19 protein-coding genes and 1 pseudogene are annotated in these 17,646 nt (G+C 44.3%); 12 read left to right on the forward strand and 8 right to left on the reverse strand.

All coding sequences use genetic code 11. The features are described 5' to 3' along the window. The first annotated feature begins 110 nt into the window (after positions 1 to 110). Positions 111 to 311: a DUF2281 domain-containing protein gene (locus QUA77_RS25950; protein ID WP_333453395.1), complete on the forward strand. Its 201-nt coding sequence runs from the start codon at positions 111 to 113 to the stop codon at positions 309 to 311. Next, entirely contained in the window at positions 305 to 670 is a 366-nt protein-coding gene (locus QUA77_RS25955) for a type II toxin-antitoxin system PemK/MazF family toxin (RefSeq protein WP_333453397.1), read from the forward strand. Before QUA77_RS25950 ends, QUA77_RS25955 begins: the two co-directional genes overlap by 7 nt. Positions 671 to 851: 181 nt before the next feature. Here QUA77_RS25955 and acpP read toward each other — a convergent pair whose 3' ends face one another. Next, positions 852 to 1,082 (reverse strand): acyl carrier protein, encoded by a 231-nt coding sequence (gene acpP / locus QUA77_RS25960; protein WP_333150155.1) that lies wholly within the window; start codon positions 1,080 to 1,082, stop codon positions 852 to 854. 608 nt (positions 1,083 to 1,690) lie between these two features. Then, the gene (locus tag QUA77_RS25965) at positions 1,691 to 2,659 is read right to left on the reverse strand and encodes a hypothetical protein (RefSeq protein ID WP_333453399.1); all 969 of its coding nucleotides are present in this window, start codon (positions 2,657 to 2,659) and stop codon (positions 1,691 to 1,693) included. An 83-nt stretch (positions 2,660 to 2,742) separates the two neighbouring features. On the opposite strand from QUA77_RS25965, the gene QUA77_RS25970 reads away from it, so the two are divergent. After that, positions 2,743 to 3,132: a TerB family tellurite resistance protein gene (locus QUA77_RS25970; protein ID WP_333453401.1), complete on the forward strand. Its 390-nt coding sequence runs from the start codon at positions 2,743 to 2,745 to the stop codon at positions 3,130 to 3,132. Between the two features lie 6 nt (positions 3,133 to 3,138). Then, positions 3,139 to 5,352: a dynamin family protein gene (locus QUA77_RS25975; RefSeq protein WP_333453403.1), complete on the forward strand. Its 2,214-nt coding sequence runs from the start codon at positions 3,139 to 3,141 to the stop codon at positions 5,350 to 5,352. Positions 5,353 to 5,516: 164 nt separating this feature from the next. Here the strand turns inward: QUA77_RS25975 and QUA77_RS25980 are convergent, their stop codons facing one another. Both QUA77_RS25980 and QUA77_RS25985 read right to left on the reverse strand, forming a co-directional pair. Next, positions 5,517 to 6,077 (reverse strand): Uma2 family endonuclease, encoded by a 561-nt coding sequence (locus tag QUA77_RS25980; protein ID WP_333453405.1) that lies wholly within the window; start codon positions 6,075 to 6,077, stop codon positions 5,517 to 5,519. A gap of 233 nt (positions 6,078 to 6,310) precedes the next feature. After that, on the reverse strand, positions 6,311 to 7,027 hold the full coding sequence (locus QUA77_RS25985) for a GUN4 N-terminal ARM-like repeat domain-containing protein (protein WP_333453407.1): 717 nt from the start codon (positions 7,025 to 7,027) through the stop codon (positions 6,311 to 6,313). On the opposite strand from QUA77_RS25985, the gene QUA77_RS25990 reads away from it, so the two are divergent. Then, positions 7,026 to 7,199 carry a hypothetical protein gene (locus QUA77_RS25990; protein ID WP_333037637.1) on the forward strand — a complete coding sequence of 58 codons (174 nt, stop codon included), beginning with the start codon at positions 7,026 to 7,028 and terminating at the stop codon, positions 7,197 to 7,199. The genes QUA77_RS25985 and QUA77_RS25990 overlap by 2 nt on opposite strands. Positions 7,200 to 7,259: 60 nt before the next feature. Here the strand turns inward: QUA77_RS25990 and QUA77_RS25995 are convergent, their stop codons facing one another. Together QUA77_RS25995 and QUA77_RS26000 are read right to left on the reverse strand one after the other, a co-directional pair. Beyond that, positions 7,260 to 7,832: a hypothetical protein gene (locus QUA77_RS25995; RefSeq protein ID WP_333037640.1), complete on the reverse strand. Its 573-nt coding sequence runs from the start codon at positions 7,830 to 7,832 to the stop codon at positions 7,260 to 7,262. 275 nt (positions 7,833 to 8,107) lie between these two features. Further along, entirely contained in the window at positions 8,108 to 8,317 is a 210-nt protein-coding gene (locus QUA77_RS26000; protein ID WP_333037644.1) for a hypothetical protein, read from the reverse strand. A 971-nt stretch (positions 8,318 to 9,288) separates the two neighbouring features. Here QUA77_RS26000 and QUA77_RS26005 point away from each other — a divergent pair. The 7 genes from QUA77_RS26005 to aroF all read left to right on the forward strand — a co-directional run bounded on the left by QUA77_RS26005 (position 9,289) and on the right by aroF (position 15,632). Further along, positions 9,289 to 11,925: an AAA-like domain-containing protein gene (locus QUA77_RS26005; protein WP_333453410.1), complete on the forward strand. Its 2,637-nt coding sequence runs from the start codon at positions 9,289 to 9,291 to the stop codon at positions 11,923 to 11,925. A 208-nt stretch (positions 11,926 to 12,133) separates the two neighbouring features. Next, on the forward strand, positions 12,134 to 12,388 hold the full coding sequence (locus QUA77_RS26010; protein ID WP_333453412.1) for a type II toxin-antitoxin system RelN family antitoxin: 255 nt from the start codon (positions 12,134 to 12,136) through the stop codon (positions 12,386 to 12,388). Continuing rightward, complete coding sequence (locus QUA77_RS26015; protein WP_333453414.1) at positions 12,378 to 12,740, forward strand: type II toxin-antitoxin system RelE/ParE family toxin; 363 nt, start codon at positions 12,378 to 12,380, stop codon at positions 12,738 to 12,740. The genes QUA77_RS26010 and QUA77_RS26015 overlap by 11 nt, the downstream gene beginning before the upstream one ends. Positions 12,741 to 12,758: 18 nt before the next feature. After that, a complete protein-coding gene (gene ruvA / locus QUA77_RS26020) occupies positions 12,759 to 13,382 on the forward strand; it encodes a Holliday junction branch migration protein RuvA (RefSeq protein ID WP_015174486.1) in 624 nt (207 codons plus the stop codon). Between the two features lie 150 nt (positions 13,383 to 13,532). Further along, complete coding sequence (gene rpsO, locus QUA77_RS26025) at positions 13,533 to 13,802, forward strand: 30S ribosomal protein S15 (RefSeq protein WP_333037652.1); 270 nt, start codon at positions 13,533 to 13,535, stop codon at positions 13,800 to 13,802. Between the two features lie 95 nt (positions 13,803 to 13,897). Continuing rightward, complete coding sequence (locus QUA77_RS26030; RefSeq protein ID WP_333037655.1) at positions 13,898 to 14,371, forward strand: PAM68 family protein; 474 nt, start codon at positions 13,898 to 13,900, stop codon at positions 14,369 to 14,371. Positions 14,372 to 14,570: 199 nt separating this feature from the next. After that, positions 14,571 to 15,632 (forward strand): 3-deoxy-7-phosphoheptulonate synthase, encoded by a 1,062-nt coding sequence (aroF, locus tag QUA77_RS26035; protein WP_333453416.1) that lies wholly within the window; start codon positions 14,571 to 14,573, stop codon positions 15,630 to 15,632. A 561-nt stretch (positions 15,633 to 16,193) separates the two neighbouring features. Here aroF and QUA77_RS26040 read toward each other — a convergent pair. Both QUA77_RS26040 and QUA77_RS26045 read right to left on the reverse strand, forming a co-directional pair. Next, positions 16,194 to 16,925, reverse strand: a pseudogene (locus tag QUA77_RS26040) (transposase); the annotation flags it as partial. A 207-nt stretch (positions 16,926 to 17,132) separates the two neighbouring features. Continuing rightward, a partial coding sequence (locus QUA77_RS26045; protein ID WP_333453418.1) for an IS1 family transposase occupies positions 17,133 to 17,646 on the reverse strand: 514 nt, incomplete at its 5' end.

The raw sequence follows: 17,646 nt of genomic DNA on the forward strand, positions 1-17,646 counted from the left end.
CAGATTTCACTCACTTTTTCACTTCTCTGTTTTATTGCGATCGTATCCCTCTTTAAAAACTGTCCGAAGTATTGATATAGTTAAGTGAATAAGATACATAGGGTAAAAACATGACAGTTTACGATCTAACTATTGCTAAAATTAGCCAACTGCCGGAGCCACTTGTTCAAGAGGTGAATGATTTTATAGACTTTTTGCTCCTCAAATACAACAGTGAATTGCCACAGCTTACTGAATCAGACTTTTCTGACTATTTAAAGAATTTAGAAGCCTACGAAGAAAAGTTAGCCCGTGGAGAGATTCAATGGTAGGATCTTCATCAGTAAATCTAACATATACAAGAGGAGATGTCGTGTTATGCGATTTGAATCCGGTAGTTGGTACGGAGCAAGCTGGTATCAGACCTGTTGTCATCTTACAGATCGATCGTGCTAATGCAGTAAGTCCTCATACTATTATTGCACCGTTTACTACAAAGATTCGTCGCGCTCTTTTACCTTCTCATGTATTTGTTCCATCTGGAGTTGGGGGTTTAAATCAAGATTCAGTAATACTTTGCGAACAGATTCGGGTGATCGACAAATCTAGGGTTATTAGGGTAATCGGTCATTTAGATCAAAATTATATGGATGAGCTGGCAGTCGCCCTACGTGTGATTTTAGGCTTGTGAGCGATCGCTTTTCGTCATGGATTATGAGGATTGAGACTTAACTGAAATTCTGCCAATTCATCATCGCAATTAAATATTCCTGACTCTGAAGTCCACCCAAATTATTTCATAGTTTGGGAATCATCTTGAATCTGAGCTTCTGTTGTTTCAGGAATTTGAACTTGGTTACTGTCTTGGGTTTTTAAACATCAACTTTTTTGTAAATGTAATCAACAGCCTGTTGAACGGTACTAATTTGCTCGGCAACTTCATCGGGAATTTCAATGTCGAATTCCTCCTCGATTGCCATAATTAGCTCTACTGCATCGAGAGAATCGGCTCCTAAATCATTGGCAAAATTAGCGTTGATGGTGACTTGACTTGCATCAACTTCTAGTTGCTTGGCAACAACGGCTTTGACTTTTTCATAGATTTGCTGCTTAACCTTACCACTTGGGGAAGATTCAGCAAAAACGTTAGGAGTAGTGGTATCAGTTGTAGTTTCATCAGGATCTAATTCTGATTCGTATTCCGATTTATCCCGGACTCGGAAATAGTAAAACAGATTAGCAACAGCCAAATCAGACGCTTTTTCCAAGTTCGACGATACTAAACTTTTATGACCAGCTATTTGCCCTTGCTCAAGGATATAATCTTCATACTCTTGACGCTGCTGCGGATCGAGCATTAATTCCAGTTGAGTCCGAAGAGAATAAAAATGAGACTTAGGCCGCAAATTTTCATAAAATAACTGTTCATCCGGTATTGCTGAAGCTGTTGTTGCTGATTTTTTATCACCGCTTGATAAAAAGTTTGCATTAGTAAAATCTTTAGTCTGTAACTGTTTTAGCTCAGTTTCGGGCAAAGCTTTAGTCCATTCAATCTGATTAAGCCAAATGTCTAAGGCGGCTAAATCGTGATTGTGAATTCGGGTGATTTCAGGAAATAGAAAATCAAGCTCTTCGTCAGAGTCACAGCATTGTATGATATCGAGGCCATCTTGACGGATTTGTTGTTGAAGTTGAGAAGTAAGGATTCAGGTCACTGAACTCCTTGCTGGGCAAAGACTTTAGATATGGAGCTTGATACTAAATCAATCTCTATTCTCAATAAACCACGAAAAACTGTCACTTCTCCTCGTTTATTGACAATTAACCACGAAAGACAAAAACCCTTATTTTGCCCTAAAACCCTTGCCAGACAAGCGTTGGAGCCGCAAGTTTTTAGACCTGAATCCTTACGTTGAGAAAGCCGATCGCCCGCAGCGCCAAATTCATTTTGCACCTGATACGTGCCGATAATACTTTGCTCGATCGCCCAACTGCACTCTAACCGGCGCAACTGTCCCGCCGCACAAGTTTCTTCTAATAAATGCGGATTTCTGTAGTCTGCTAAAGCTTCAAACAACATCCCCCGCGCTGCGTCAATTTCAGCATTGCGGCGATTAATATCTTGCAGTTGCAAAGCCGATCGCATCCGTTGAATTGCTTGATTAAATAACCCGTAAGCCCGCACTAACACTAAACGATGGTTCTCAAATTTTATATCTGCAACGACTTCGGAAATTAATTGCTTAATTTCCGCGCCTTGGCCTTTCACAAGTTGTTCTAAATTGATGAAACCATTTTCAACTTTAACTTCCAGCTTTTCTACTGCTTTTTTTAGTTTCAATGTTTGGTGCAAATTCACCGCCGACAAAGCTACCCCAGCCGCAACTCCCACACCAATGACGGCTGTAGTCGCTTGCAGCACGCCCAAACTGGTTTGGACGGCTTGAAAGCCCATGTGGTTTTGGTACATCTGCAAGCCTCCCATTGCTAGCTGCACGGGAGACACTAACGGCGATAGGGGACTGTTGTTGACCACCGCGCCAACGGCGTGGGCCGCAAACTGTCCCGTCGCTGCATCTCTCGCCATGCCGATCGGCACTCCGGCAGATGTAAACACTTGTGCGTACTTACCAGCCTCGATCGCAGCCTGTACCGCTGGGGAAAATACAAAGTTCATCATAAATTTTTACCCTGCTAGCATCTCACAGAACAACTGATCTATTATGATCCATTTAATAAAAGAAATATTATTAGGCGCTACAAATGAATACTTCGTTAATTAGTTCCCAAACCGTTGAGCTTATTTCGCTGCTGACACGGCAAAAACTCCGAAAAGAAGATATTTCTCCGCCGATGCTTTTCCTGGCGGGGCTGGTGACAGTGTTGGTGGGAGTTATCTATGCCGACGGTACGGTTGGCGCTGAGGAAACGCAGCGACTGAGCACAACTATGACGGCACTTATCCCCGCTAACAACAGTTTGCGCCCATTGGTAAAGCCGATAGTTAAGGCCGTGCGATATCAGGAAATTTACAAAAAAATGCACGAGTTGCTGGCCCTGACATCGTGCTTTGCCGAGGAGGAAAAACTGCTGTTAATTAGTTTTGGCTATCAGATGTCGGCAGCAGATGGAACAATGGACGATCGCGAATAAGGGTATTTGATACTTATCGGTAACACACTGGAAATTGACTCTCGATACTTGGCAGTTTTGGAAGCGAGTTTTAGCAGTCAAGCAATAAGCGATACAGCAGCTTTAGCAGAAGTCCACTCGTTACTAGATCCCGCACGCTTTCAATCTCTCGATTCTTTGTTTGTCCGTGCTGCTAGTCACATTATCGAATATTTACCAGAAAAACCCAAACAACAAAGCAATCCCAAGCATTCAGTTTCCTCCTATCAGGAGTTGCAAAAATTTCAGGAGTATCAAAAACAACTGGATAGAGTTTGTGGCCAACTACATTTAACTCTGCTAGAGGGAAGCGATCGCAGCGTCTTTTCTCGTACTTTAACAGAAGAAGTAACAAAAATATCTCGCAACTTGCAATCTCAGCGTTTCCGCGTGGCTGTTGTCGGCGAGTTTAGTAAAGGCAAATCAACTTTACTCAATGCGTTACTCGGCGAGGAAATCCAACCGGTGCGGGATATTCCCTGTAGCGGGACTGTGACTATTTTGAAGTATGGTTCGCAGCGCCGGGTTATTTGTCGCTACAAAGATGGACGGGAGGAAGAAATTCCACCGGCACAATATCAAGAGAAAGCTTCCATTTCGGAAGAGGCGGCTTTGGGTTCTTGCGAAGATGAGATAATCAATTCGGAAATTAAAGAAATTGTTTTCGAGCATCCCGAATTAGAGCTGTGCCGTAATGGGGTAGAAATTATTGATTCTCCCGGATTAAACGAACAAGCGGAACGCACAGCGGTAACTCAGCAAGTTCTAAAAACTGCTGATGCCGTGATTTTCTTGACTCATGCTCAAAATGCTTTAACGGAGAAAGAGCGGGAACTGCTTTTGTACTTAAAAAAAGAACTGAATTATGCGAACTATCAAGGCGCCAGTAATATTTTTATTGTAGTTAACTTTTTCGATTTGCTGCGCCGAGAAGAGAGTCGCACTCAAGTAAGAAAAAGGGTAGAAACGATTGTTAATGGGGCAAACCCAATTATTGCGGGGGAAAACCGGAGTCATTTTATTTCTGCTCAATCAGCATTGGATGCGATTTTAGCCGGAAATGAAAATGACGATCACCTCAAAGCTTTTCATGGTTTTACAAAGTCGGTTGAGCAGTTTTTGACAGTTGAACGGGGAGCGATCGCACTTAACCAATCCGCAGCCGGAATTAAGCAAATTATTAATACTGGCTGCGATGAATTGACTCAGTATAGGGAAATGCTAGAAGGAAAGTTGACAGTTTCTGAAGCAGATAAGGCGAAGATTTTTGAACAAATAGCGGAAGTAAGCGGCCGCGATGTTAAGATTAGACTTTTAGCTAATAAACTGAGAGAGGAATCCATAGGAGAAGCTATTGAATCTTGGAAGGAATGGGTGAAAATATTGCCCGATCGCCTCGCTACAAAAAGTAATAAATGGACTTCTAAGTATTCGCATATTTGGAGCCAAGACAAGTTAATCCGAGATTATGCTAATCAATTTGTGTTGGAATTAACACAAGAAATTGATGTCTGGAGCGACCAAAAATTGCAGTTTATATTGAAACAAAAAATAGAAACTTTAGACTTCAAATTTAAAGAAGAGTTTTATGCAATCCGACAAGAGTTTCAAGAGTTCGATCAGCGACTTAACACTAGCCTTGTTACTCAATTCAATAACTTAGGAATAGCAAAAAATCTGGGTGGAATTGGCATCGGTGGAAGCGGTATCGCTTCATCAATCAATCCCGATATTGGAGGTCCTGGAGGTTTTCTTGGCGGTTTAGGCCTGGGTGGATTAGTAGCGGCGGGATTGCTGTTTTTCGCAGGACTTGGTATTATTCCAGTTATTTTGGGTGGCTTAGCTGCTGGTGGGGGTGGCGCATTTGGATTGGGAATGCTAGATGTGGATGGAATTCATAACCAAATTAAGCAAAAAATTTGTGAGTTAGGGTTTCAGAAATTTAAGGAATCTGAGGAGTCGATTTCTGAGAAGATACAAGAAAGAATTAAAGCAGTATTTGACGAGCGATATGAAACAGCTAGCGGTGCGATCACACAAGCTATCTCGCTGTGGGAGAATTTATTAGAACAGCAGGAAAATCGCGATCGCCAAAATCAAGCAGAATGCGAGGCCGAAAAGGTTTGGCTGGCTGACAAACGTCGGGAACTTGAACAAGTACAGAATCAAATTGAAACAATCTTAAATCAAAGTGCTGGCTAATTCAATGAGTAAGGGGTAAGGGCAAAAAAACCATAGTACCTTGTAAATACTATGGTTTTGTCGCATTGCCTGACCGTCAATAGTCCCACCGCCACTCCTTCAAAGTTTTCCCGTGGTCACACACCTTACCACTGATATCTTGCACAGAGTACGATCGCCCTTAATCAATCAATCAATTCCGCTTCTTCAAAAATCAGTCTAGTCGTCAACTCCAAACCAGGCAGCAACTCATCCAAAATTAGTGTATTATCCGTATAAACTTGACTCAAACCATCGGGGAAAAAGCTTCTAATTAAAATAGCCTCTGGATCTATAACCAAAACTCGCGGAACGCCCGCTGCCAAATAATCTTTCGCCTTCTCTTCAAATTCCTGCATCGTTTGACCAGGAGAGATAATCTCAATCACCAGTTCAGGAATTTCGGGACAAGCTTCATTTTGCAGCCAACTTTTCGGCAGACGCGCATAAGAAATGTACGTTAAATCGGGAACAGGAACCCAATCTTTATCCTGACGTTTTAACAAAATTGCCCATTCTGGAAGCACTCGCCCGCGTCCTTTACACCATACACGAATCAGGCGACACAAAGCTCCCTGTAAACTGGAATGAAAAAATTTTGGAGACACTTTAGGAACTGCTTCACCATCTACCAACTCACAATATATATCTCCGTCGGGCAAAGCTAGAAATTCTGCTAAAGTGAGTTTGGTTCCGATGCCTACCATGACTCCCAGCCCTCTTGCTAATTAGTTGATATAGGTATTGTATAAAATTTTCCAAATTCCTTAGAAGTGCGATCGCCCTTCTCCCTCTCTCCCAAAAGTGGAACAGGCGTCCCGCCTGTGAATTTCTGTGAATTTCTGCGCCTCAAAAATCAAAATCCCAATTCCCCAAAAACAATAGCGGGGCAGGCCATCCAGCCCGCCCCACATTCTCCAAAAGCCCGACGGAAAACCATTCACTTCAACCAGGCAGGATGAGCCATCAAAGCTGCAAAAGGCTGCACTCCCCGCAACTGATTCGACAGCGGCAAATGACCCCTAGGCGCGCTCAAATCCCAGATAAACTCTTGCGGATACCGCGTCCAATTATTCCCCTTCTTCCAGCCAATTAGCGGCCACAACTTATCCCAATTCTTCCCCGAACCGAGCCAAATTTCCCGCTGCACCGAAAAGCCAAATTTGCCTTCGGAATGAACTTTCCACAGCGTATTAATTGTTTGCAAATCCGTTACCGGCAAACTTTCAACTTGCGTAAAATACAGCCACTTTCTCTGCGGGGTAGTTCCCCCCGCCAATTCACAAAGCTTGTCTAAAGTCAAGCGATCGGCTTCTTGAAATTCCTGTAACGCCAATAATTGTTGCAGCGGAGTGTAATCAACGTTAGAGTCCGATCGCAGCGGCACAAGCCCAGTCGGAAAATTCGCTTGCAAAAACTCCGTAGCTCTCGGAGAATTAGCACTGTAAAGAATTTGGTAAGCCTTACCCATTACCGCAGTCGGTGCATCTGACTTGCGCTCTAATAAAAATTCCATCAATACATCCCAACCGGAATCTGCTATTTGTTGTTGCAGCAGTTGCAGTTGAGCTTTTTCCGAACCCGACCTCAACTGAGAGCGGAGTTCGGCTGTATCGGCCGCCGAGTCTAGAGGAGAAGTAGAAATCGAGTCAGTCATGAGAAACTATCAGCTATCAGCTATCAGCTATCAGCGATTAGCTGAAGCCCTGGTTTTCCCCCATTGTACAATGGTACTGACTCCGATTCACTTCTCTGTACTCGGAGGCCTGCGCGCCACGCCGCCTGGTTTAGCCGATCGCCCCCACCCTCTTCGCCAATGGCAGCAATAGCAAAAAAGTCTACCATCTGAATTTTACGATCGATGCCATGTCAAAGAGTTTTTCTTGAACCTAGTCGTCCACGATGGAAACCCATGCAGAGAACGAAGGCGGAAAAAAGTTTATGTCATATTCCGAGTCTTCCCACTCTTTGACCCAAAGCGGCACGGCGCCGGGGCTAGGAGTTGCAGAAAAGGTGCGTTCTTTGACTTCGATCGAGTGAAATAGCTGTTTTAAAGTATCTCCCCGATCCAAAGCTTCGCTGAGGATGTCGTCCAAGTCAGGATCGACCCGTTTGACGCGGTTTTTGTCCTCCTCAAGCCACAGAAGTTTCAAAGACTTCAGATCCCTCGGACTGAGAATGCTCTTGTAATACACCCGCTTGAGAGTCGCTACGGGCTCCAATGAGCGTTCGATCCGGCGAATTTGCTGAACTCGCAGGTAGTGCCATTCCGCTAAACGCTTGCGTTCCGAAGGCGGGAGGGTTCCCTTTCCTGCTGCGTGTTTGTAGTCGTATTTAATCAAACTGCAAGCCATATTGGCTAGCAGGTGAATCAACTGTTTTTCTTTGGGTGTCGCCTGACGCCGTTCCTGGGTTCGTGTCAATACGCGCTGTCTGCGGGTAGTTTCGAGAGTATTTTCCATTGGGTTTTTACGATATCAAATACGATTGTGCCAGATCCAAATCCCGAACATCAGAAGGTAAGGAAGTTGATAGGCGGGGAAACTCCACCGACAGACTCGCCTTACCTATTTATTTTCCCATTCACTGTTCTCTGAAACTGACCCCCACCCCCGGGATTAGGTAGACTGATATTGGGATCGAGTTTTAACCGCCTCGATCAGAGGCGGTTGCGACAACAAATGCCACCACAACCACAACCACAACCGCACAAGAGCAAACCACACAAGAGCGCCAATTATTTCCTGCCTTTACCCGTTTTTACCTCTTCTTGGTCCCCATCCTCATTCGTTCCAGTGTAGTTAAAGTCGGGACGACTCTCCCAAGCCGTCAAACTACTGGCTGATGAATGTTGTGGGGCGATCGCTGAAGCGCTGGCGCTGCCTGCCTGGAAAAAGCCGAAGCCAGCCGAGGCAATTACCCCTAATACTAAGATGCTGTTTTTCATGTTCGATGACCCTGATTTCCGTAGATTGACACTTTTTGGCTAACCCGATCTATCAGAAATGGGTTGATGCAATAGCCCACTTGTCTTCTGATAAATCTGCCTGCCATAATCAATTCAGACAGGCACACCCGCTTGCGATCGGAAACGCCGGAAGTGACGTGTTACTAACGTCCACGATCATCCACCAACCAGATTTTTTTGGGTAGTGGAGCGAAAGCCATCAGGGCGTCGATCCATCAGGGAGTTAAGCCATCAGGGTGCTAATCCATCGGGTAGTTAAGCCATCAGGGCGCATCTTCTACAATTAGCCACAGCATTAACTTTTATAGTTGAGTAAGTGGTTAGCCTGGTACTGACAAAGCCTTTAAGAATTAAACTTTTTGTGGATGCATCCTGAAAAGTTTGTTCTTAGGAATCCCCGAACGCGAAAGCCCGGGGAAGGTCAGCAGCATGGAATTCCATGCAATCTAAGTCAACTAAAAAAACGCAGATTAACGATATCTCCCACTCAAGCAGTCCTCAGCAAAACGCTGGGGTTTTTTATTGGCAGCCATTCTTCAGCGTTTTTCTCTAGCATCCGGCAGGCGGATCTGAAGGCAGAAGGTTGACGGCGCTGTGGTTATGAGTTTCCCTGCCCACATCATACCATCGGGTGAAATTTAAAGTATTATTGTAAAAAAATGTGAAAAAAAGGGCGTTTTAGCGTTTTCAATCCGATCGAGTAAAAATTCATCTAATTATTTATGTGAACGAGTGTAAAAAATCAAGTGGCGGGGTACAATTGGGCCGATCGTAGGATTGGCGGCGAACCCTTGCAAAGATACGGTAAAGATTGACAAGGAGAAAGCTGAGCTAGTAGACAATAGAGAAAGAGGAACAAAAATTTTCCACCATAGTAAGCTGGCAATAATTGCAATTTGTAACCTTTCGAGTACACAGCATAGGGGCGCAGCATCTTGATGAATTCCCAGATGACAGCAGAAGTCAACTCAACGTACCAATATCAAGTCGGAGGATATTTGCCTGCCGCTGCGCCCACCTATGTCAGGCGATCGGCAGACAGCGAACTCTACGAAGGACTCAAAGCCGGAGACTTCTGCTACGTGTTGAGTTCGCCACAAATGGGAAAGTCCAGCCTGCTAGTGCAAACGGCCAAAAGGTTGCAAGCCGAAGGTACAGTTTTTGCCGCCATCAACTTGAGAAGCATCAGCAGCCCAGATATCTCCCCCCAAAAGTGGTATGCCGCAATCATCTACCGCATGGCAAGCAGTTTACACATCACAAACAGGTTTGATGCCATCAAGTGGTGGAACGATCGCGAACTGCTATCACCGATCCAGCGATTGGAGATATTTATCGAAAAAGTTTTGCTCAAGTCACTTCAGCAAAATCTGGTAATTTTCCTAGATGACATTGACAGCATCAGCAGCCTAAATTTCAGTACCAGCGATTTTTTTGCTTTGATCCGGGCTTGTTACTCCAATCGGGCAGAGCAACCGGAATACAATCGCCTGACTTTTGCTGTTATGGGAGTAGCAGCCCCCTCAGAATTGATCCGAGATCCAAGATGCAACCCTTTTAATATTGGACGCCAGATTCATTTAAGTCGATTCCAACTGCACGAAAGTTTACCACTAGCAAAAGGATTAGCGCTGAAAGCTTTTCGCCCCCAAAAAGTGCTCCAAGAAATATTAGCTTGGACGGGCGGCCAACCGTTTCTCACTCAAAAAGTTTGCCACTTGGTACTTGAATACGGGCCTTTTATCGGCAGAAATTCCGAAGCTAAGCAGGTTGAAAAACTGGTCAAACACAGAATTATTAAAAATTGGGAAGAAGAAGACCAACCCCAACATTTGATACCCATACGCGCTCGCATTTTCCATAGCCACTGCGACCTCACGCGGCTGTTAACGCTGTACCAGCAAGCTTTGCAACCGCCCCAGCCAACAAACATCGGGGAATCGCAGGGAGTACCAGCAGATTACTCGGCCGAAAAAATCGAATTGCAACTGTCAGGACTGGTTGTTAAATCTCACGGTAAATTAATAGTTTCCAACCTAATTTATCAGTCAGTTTTTAATCGATTCTGGGTAGAAAAGGAGCTGGGAAAATTGGCTCCGTACCGCTCCGCGCTAGCAGCATGGCTGGCTTCAGACCGCGAAGATGAATCGCTGTTATTGACAGGGGAAAGTTTGCAGTCAGCTTTGGATTGGGCTGCGGACAAACAATTGAGCCAAGAACACTATTGGTTCTTGAATCCCGATCGAACTTTGGGGGAAAAACCGACAGTGGTTGTCGCACAAGTTGCAGACAGCAGCGTAGACACAGATGCAGACACCAGCATCCTCACCCCGCCCTCAGAGAGTGTTCCAATTGGCAGCAACGAACAGAGATTGTACGATCACATCGTCTCCTGCGTGGAAACAGAATCCCCCGCACAGGTGATCGAGCGGTTCCGAAAGCTATTTATCGACGGCATGGGCTATCCCGATCGAGAGATTGAAGCAAGTTTGTATAGTATAGTCTCCGTCAAGCGATCGGATCAGGACTTTAAATATCTCCTCCACCGCTGCTGCTACATCCCGATCAACCGCTGGCAATTGCATTCCCAAAACCAATTCGCGATCGCCAAGTTGGTAGCTTTATTTAAGCAGAATTCTCCCCGATTCGGGATGGAATTTTACATAGTCAAGCGCTTGCAAGAACAAATAAATTTCTTTACTAAGAGTGAAGAATTCCAGACCATAGAGCGCTTAGTAAAAGCCTTAGATAGAGAGGCGGAACAGCAGAAAAAAGATACAGATTCTCCTTTGGGCGAATTGATCTGTCGGTATCCTTATTTGTACGGCCATTCTCTACTGAGCAAGGACAGCATTGAGGAAGACCAACAAACCATCAAACAACTGGCTTTTCAAAAACAGCGGCAATTTGAAACACATTTGTCTCAATATTTGAATTATATGGTTGAGCCGAGAAATACAGAAATAGGAATTGTGCAGCGGGCGCCTAATCCCACACTTTTGAACGATGCAGAACTGCACTTAGCGGTCAGGGAATTTGCGGGAAAAGTAGCAGGCGATCGCAGCTACAAAGAAGCGGCTCAATTTTTCCTAAGAGATTCCCGAAAAACTCCATCTTACGCCTCATTTAAAGTGGATTTATATGAATATTTAATATCGTCGATCGAACCCGAATACGGCGGTCGTCAATTTAATGACCGTTTGTACAAACAAATCAAAAATACCTTGCGAGAAAATGACTCGGTGAAATTCAATAATCCATTGTTAGTTCGTACTTGCCACCAGTTGTTCAACTTTTTAGTAGTGGAAAATTCCCAACATCCCAGCCACTACGTTTTTTACGATTTAGTGTATAACCTCGGCGCCAGCCGGACAATGGGTTTACTGATGAAACTTGTACTGCTTTCGGGCAAAGTCAAACCAGAGTTGGAAAAGCGATTTTCTATTTTGTTTAATCACTATGAAGGTAAAGCTTCTAATGAAATTATGTGGTTTGTCAAATCGTTGGAAAATTTCAATGTGGCTTTGGTTGTGAATTTTGGTAAGACGGATTTGTCTTTGGTTAAACAGCAGCTTATTTTGAATTGATATAAATTCCGGTTGCAGCGGAATTATTGTTGACTGTTGACTGTTGACTGTTGACTGTTGACGGGCGGGTCGAAAAACTGAATGGTTGAGTGTTAACTGTTGACTCGATTTTATGATTCCGATGCAACCGGAAACGATATGACAAAAACAAAATTAATCGGGCTGCCTTATATAATAGTATTAACTCAAAAAAATTAAGGAAAAACAAATGAAAGCCTTAGAAGTGACAGGAACGATCAACGAAAAAGGTCAATTAATTCTCGATCGACCTTTAACACTAGACACTCCGGGCCCCGTGCGAATTATCGTCCTCTTTCAAGAACCTACAGATGAAGCTGAATACGACCCCGACGATACTCCAGTTGAAGAAGTAAAAGCTAGTCTCAGAAGAGCGTTGCAGCAAGCTAAAACCGGACAAACCCGACCAATCTCTGAACTGTGGGAGAGAATCGATGCCGAATGAAGCCGAAGCAATCACGATCAGATTTGCGGATGACTTTGAAGCAAATTTGTATGCCCTCGCGAAAAGATATCGCAGTATCCGCAATGATGTCCAGCCCGTAATTGAACAACTACAGGCTGGCAATTTTCTTGGCGATCGCATTCCCGGAATGGGCGAAGATTATATCATCTTAAAAGTCCGGGTGAAAAACAGCAACATCCAAAAAGGAAAAAGTGCACGATATCGCATGATTTATCAGATTGAATCGCCCATCAGCGTACTTTTGTTAACCATTTACTCAAAATCGGATCGAACAGATATCAGTCTCAACGAAATCCGCAGCATCATCGCCGACTTTGATGAAAACGAATAGCGGTGTATTATTAACTCTATGATTAGCTATCTCAAAGGCACAGTCGCCGATATCGCCAAAGGCAGCAACCGCGTCATATTGACTCTCGAAGTCAATCAAATCGGCTATGAAATCCAAATTTTGCCCCGCGTGACCGGTCAATTGCCAGCATCCGGCGAAGTCGCCCAAATTTTTACCCACCAGCAAGTTAAGGAAGACCAAATCGTATTGTACGGTTTTGGCAGCGCGGCAGAACGCGATTTGTTTCGGCAGTTAACGAGTGTTAGCGGTGTCGGTGCTCAACTGGCGATCGCACTTCTGGATACTTTAGGATTACAAGATTTAGTCCAGGCCATCGTCGGCGGTAACACCCGCATCCTTGCCAAAACTCCGGGCGTGGGAACAAAAACCGCAGAACGTCTCGCCCTGGAGCTCAAAAGCAAACTCTCGGAATGGCGACAGCAAGCAGGTTTGACAACTTCAGTCGCCGCCGGAGTCCCCCCAGCTATTCAAGAAGAAGTCGAGATGATCCTGCTGGCGATGGGATACACTGCGGCTGAAGTCTTGCAAGCGCTGCAAACCCTTAGTCAAGACAGCACTTTATCCGCCAAAGGTAATGCCGATGATTGGATACGTGAGGCGATCGCCTATTTGAGCCGATAATCCCCTACAACATCCAAAAACCGGGAATAAAAACCAAAATTCGGTCGGGCCAACAAACCCATCCCTGGCAAAAATTTTATCGTTATTATGCTTCCCTTGTGATAACATTGGAGATTGTGACAATCGTACAAAAAAAACTAAAATCAATTCATGGCTCTTACACAACAGCGCAAACAAGAAATCATGGGCGACTTCCAAACCCATGAAACCGATACGGGTTCAGCAGATGTCCAAGTCGCCATGCTGACCGATCGCATCACCAAACTCAGCGCCCACCTGAAAATAAACCAAAAAGACTTCGCCTCCCGCCGCGGTTTGATGATGATGATCAGCCGCCGCAAGCGCCTGCTAGCATACATCCAAAGGGAAAATGTCGAGCGCTACAAAGCATTGATTGCCCGTCTAGGCATTCGCGGCTAAACACCAAAGCCAAAATTTGCGACAATATTCTTTAATCTTGGGCAAACACCAAGACTTATTGAAAAATGTTCGAGATTTCAGGTTAGAGATAAAATATGTCCTCCGAACCACCCCGCAAGCGCTTGCCCTTTGAACCGGCAACGAATCGTAAAAAAACGCCTAAAAAGCCCCCAGAACCCCAAGCAAGTGTAGCCTTAGAGTCGGATTCTGCCGACAAGCAGCCGAAAGTTAACAAAACCGGAAAACAGGCGCAATCCATCCCAGAAGTAGTCAGTCAACGCATGATATCTCGCATAGCGGTATTCTGCGGCATACCTACCCTATTGGGAATTTGCACATTTTTTGTAAGCTATTTGGTAGTCAGCAAGGGCTTGTTTGATTTGCCCAACACAGCAGTATTGCTGGTAAGCATGGGCTGTTTTGGTCTAGGCGTTCTGGGATTAAGCTACGGAGTCCTCTCGGCTTCCTGGGATGAAGAAATTTCAGGAAGCACTCTGGGGTGGGAAGAATTTAATACCAATTTTGGACGGATGCGAGAAGCGTGGCGCGCCGCGAAGCCAAAAAGTTAGTCATTAGTCATTAGTCATTAGCTAAAAACTAAGCTGTTAACCATTAGCGAGTTTGTATTTGGGGAGGGAACAAGAACCCGCCCCACAACAATGCTAAAAATACTGATATAAATAGATTCTTGATCGCCATTGCATCTATTTTTCTCAGTGCATCAGAGTCATGATCCGTTTCTAGCCCAACTAAAAAGGCAAAAAAAATATGATTATTGTAATGAAAGCCGGCACTCCAGAAGCCGAGATCGATCGACTAGACGAAGACCTCCGCACTAACTGGGGTTTGATACCAGAAAAAATCGTCGGCCGTTACAAAGTTGTTATGGGTTTGGTAGGCGACACCGCCGAGCTCGAACCCATGCAACTGCGCGAATTGAGCACCTGGATTGAAGAAGTGCTGCGCGTGGAAAAACCCTACAAACGCGCTTCTCTGGAGTACCGCCAAGGAGAACCCAGCGAAGTAGCGGTTGCTACTCCTTTAGGAACTGTAATGATCGGCTTGCATCACCCGATCGCGATCGTAGCAGGCCCTTGTTCGGTCGAAAACGAAGAAATGATTGTCGAAACGGCAATGCGCGTCAAAGCTGCTGGAGCTCATTTTCTCCGTGGTGGCGCGTACAAACCGAGAACTTCCCCCTACGCTTTCCAAGGCCACGGCGAGAGTGCTTTGGGATTGCTAGCTGCGGCGCGGGAAGCTAGCGGTTTGGGAATTATCACAGAAGTTATGGATGCGGCCGATTTAAGTGCGATCGTGGAAGTAGCGGACGTGGTTCAAGTCGGGGCGAGAAATATGCAGAATTTCTCACTGTTGAAGAAAGTCGGAGCTCAAGACAAACCGATTTTGCTGAAGCGCGGCATCTCGGCCACTATTGAAGAATGGTTGATGGCTGCTGAGTATATCATGGCTTCTGGCAATCCGAACGTGATTTTGTGCGAGCGCGGAATTCGCGGGTATGACAGGCAATATACGCGCAATACCCTCGATTTGTCGGCGGTTCCAGTGTTGCGGACTCTGACTCACTTACCGATTATGGTTGACCCGAGTCACGGCACCGGTTGGGCGCAGTTTGTACCCTCGATGGCGTTTGCTTCGATCGCCTCTGGTACAGATTCGCTGATGATTGAAGTGCACCCGAATCCGAAAAAAGCTTTGTCTGACGGGCCGCAATCTTTAACACCGGATCAGTTCGACAAGTTGATGGAAGAATTGGCGGTGATTGGTAAAGTCATGGGACGTTGGCCGCAGCCCGTGCCAGTTTTGGCATAAAAACAGGCGAAAAGCCTAACGTAAAATGCGATCGCGGCAGGGCTGTTTCCTTCTCGGGTGCGATCGCCAAAAGTAAAAGCGATCGCGCTATCTGATAAGATTTTTAGCGATCGCTTAACAATCAATTTATATGCTGACTCTAATCCCCTTTTGGAAAAAAGTCAATTTACCACGGAAAAAAATTAGGAAAAAGACACCCATTATCGCTGATATTACTATTAGTTGTTTTGGGACTAATGTTCGGCTATTTTGGATATAAAGATCTAGAAACCTTTGCTAAGTATAACCAAAAACTGATCGTTAAAACTTTTCCTCTAACAATCGACCGAGTCCCATCTTATCCCTCTTTTGTCACTCTCGTGGTAGTATAAGCAGTGACACACCCCAAAAGCATTGCCAGTCATATGGTAGAGCCTCGTAAACCAATACCCACAGTCAAATTTATAGATGAATACTGTCAAATTTACCAAAACATATTTCCAGAAGTTAGGAGCTTTGAAGCTTTTAAGTAGGGCTTGCTGAATAAGTAAGGGAAAAGTCTGATCGGGATTGACCATCTATTCAAGCTCGCTGGAACATAAGTTGATATTGTCTGAGATTTTCTAAATTATAACTTTTGATAATCACAAACCCGTCAACAGGTGTTGTTTTAGGTTCTTGGCAAAAAACGACACAAAAAACCTGTCTAAGCCAGGTAGAAAGATTCATGACCAAAAAAGTAATAGCAATAGCAGTCTGTGAAGTATTAGCAAGTTTTGTCATCACGCGATCGAGGCTAAATCTTCGTTTCGAGACTCCAAACTTTCCCTCAATTGAACTCCGAATTTTCTCATCTTCTAGAGACTGCTTCTTTTTTTCTTTACTGACCTTTGCGGGGGGTCTTCCTAAAGGTGGTCCGCTGATGTTAATACCTCTTTCTCTACACCAAGCTCGGTTCTCTCTTGTCCGATAAATGCGGTCAACATGAACCGATTCAGGATAATATCCTGTAAACTTATAATAAGCTTCTATTTGTGATTTGAAGTCTCCCGATTCGTTAAAGTTATCCCAACTGAGCCGATCTAAAAATACGTATCCCTCAAAGTAACTCGCCGATAGTTTGGCTCCAAACTCTACTGGTTTTCCTGCTTTTCCTCTTACAATGGGACGGAGGTGGGGTTGGCTTAAACTGACGATTCTGTCTGAAATACTCTGTTTTTTATGTTCAGCTAGCCAGTGTTGTTGGCGATAAACTTCAGTCACGACTAGCAACATCTTATATTGCCTTTTATTCAGATTTCCTAGGTCAGCGCCCATTACTCACAAGTTAAGCTAAAAACACTATTGTCAATGAGTAATTTTACTCATTTTTTACCTGTTGACCCAATTAAAATATGGCTCCATTTGTTCCTTTATTATTGAAAAAAAATTGTTCGGGACTTCTTTGAGTTCCAGGGAAAGGAGAAATAATTAGCCTGACATGAGGTTTTCGGTAGCAATAAATATGTAGTGATTAGATATTTATTGGCTCAAAATATAGTTGTAATGATGGATGAAATACCAAATAGCACCAATATGGTTTTCTAATTTTTTAGAAAATGAAAGACTCTTTCTTACGAGCCGAGAAACACGTTGGCGCAAAGTATTATTAAATCTTTCAATGTGATTAGTCTTTCCACTTTCTTTACCAACTGGCTGATGGCGTAGCGAAGGAAAAACACAAGCATATGCAGCCCAAAAATCTGTATAGCAAACAGCACATTGTCGATATACAGGAGGTAGAGAATTCCATAATTGTTTTGCTCCTTCTTCGCTACGAGCGCCAATATAAACACCAATAATTTCTCTGGTTTCTCTATCCATTGCTAACCATACCCATTGCTTATTTTCTTGGCAATCTACAAATGACCACAGTTCATCACATTCAACATTCAATCTAACTTTTTTTTTAGGTTTAACGTAAGGATTCAGGTAAAAAATAGTTCCGCAGAGAGCCGAAAAATATGGTAATGTAGTCAGATGAGCGAAAAGCCAG

Origin of the sequence: Microcoleus sp. K5-D4 (assembly GCF_036704575.1) — a bacterium.
Lineage (GTDB): Bacteria > Cyanobacteriota > Cyanobacteriia > Cyanobacteriales > Microcoleaceae > Microcoleus.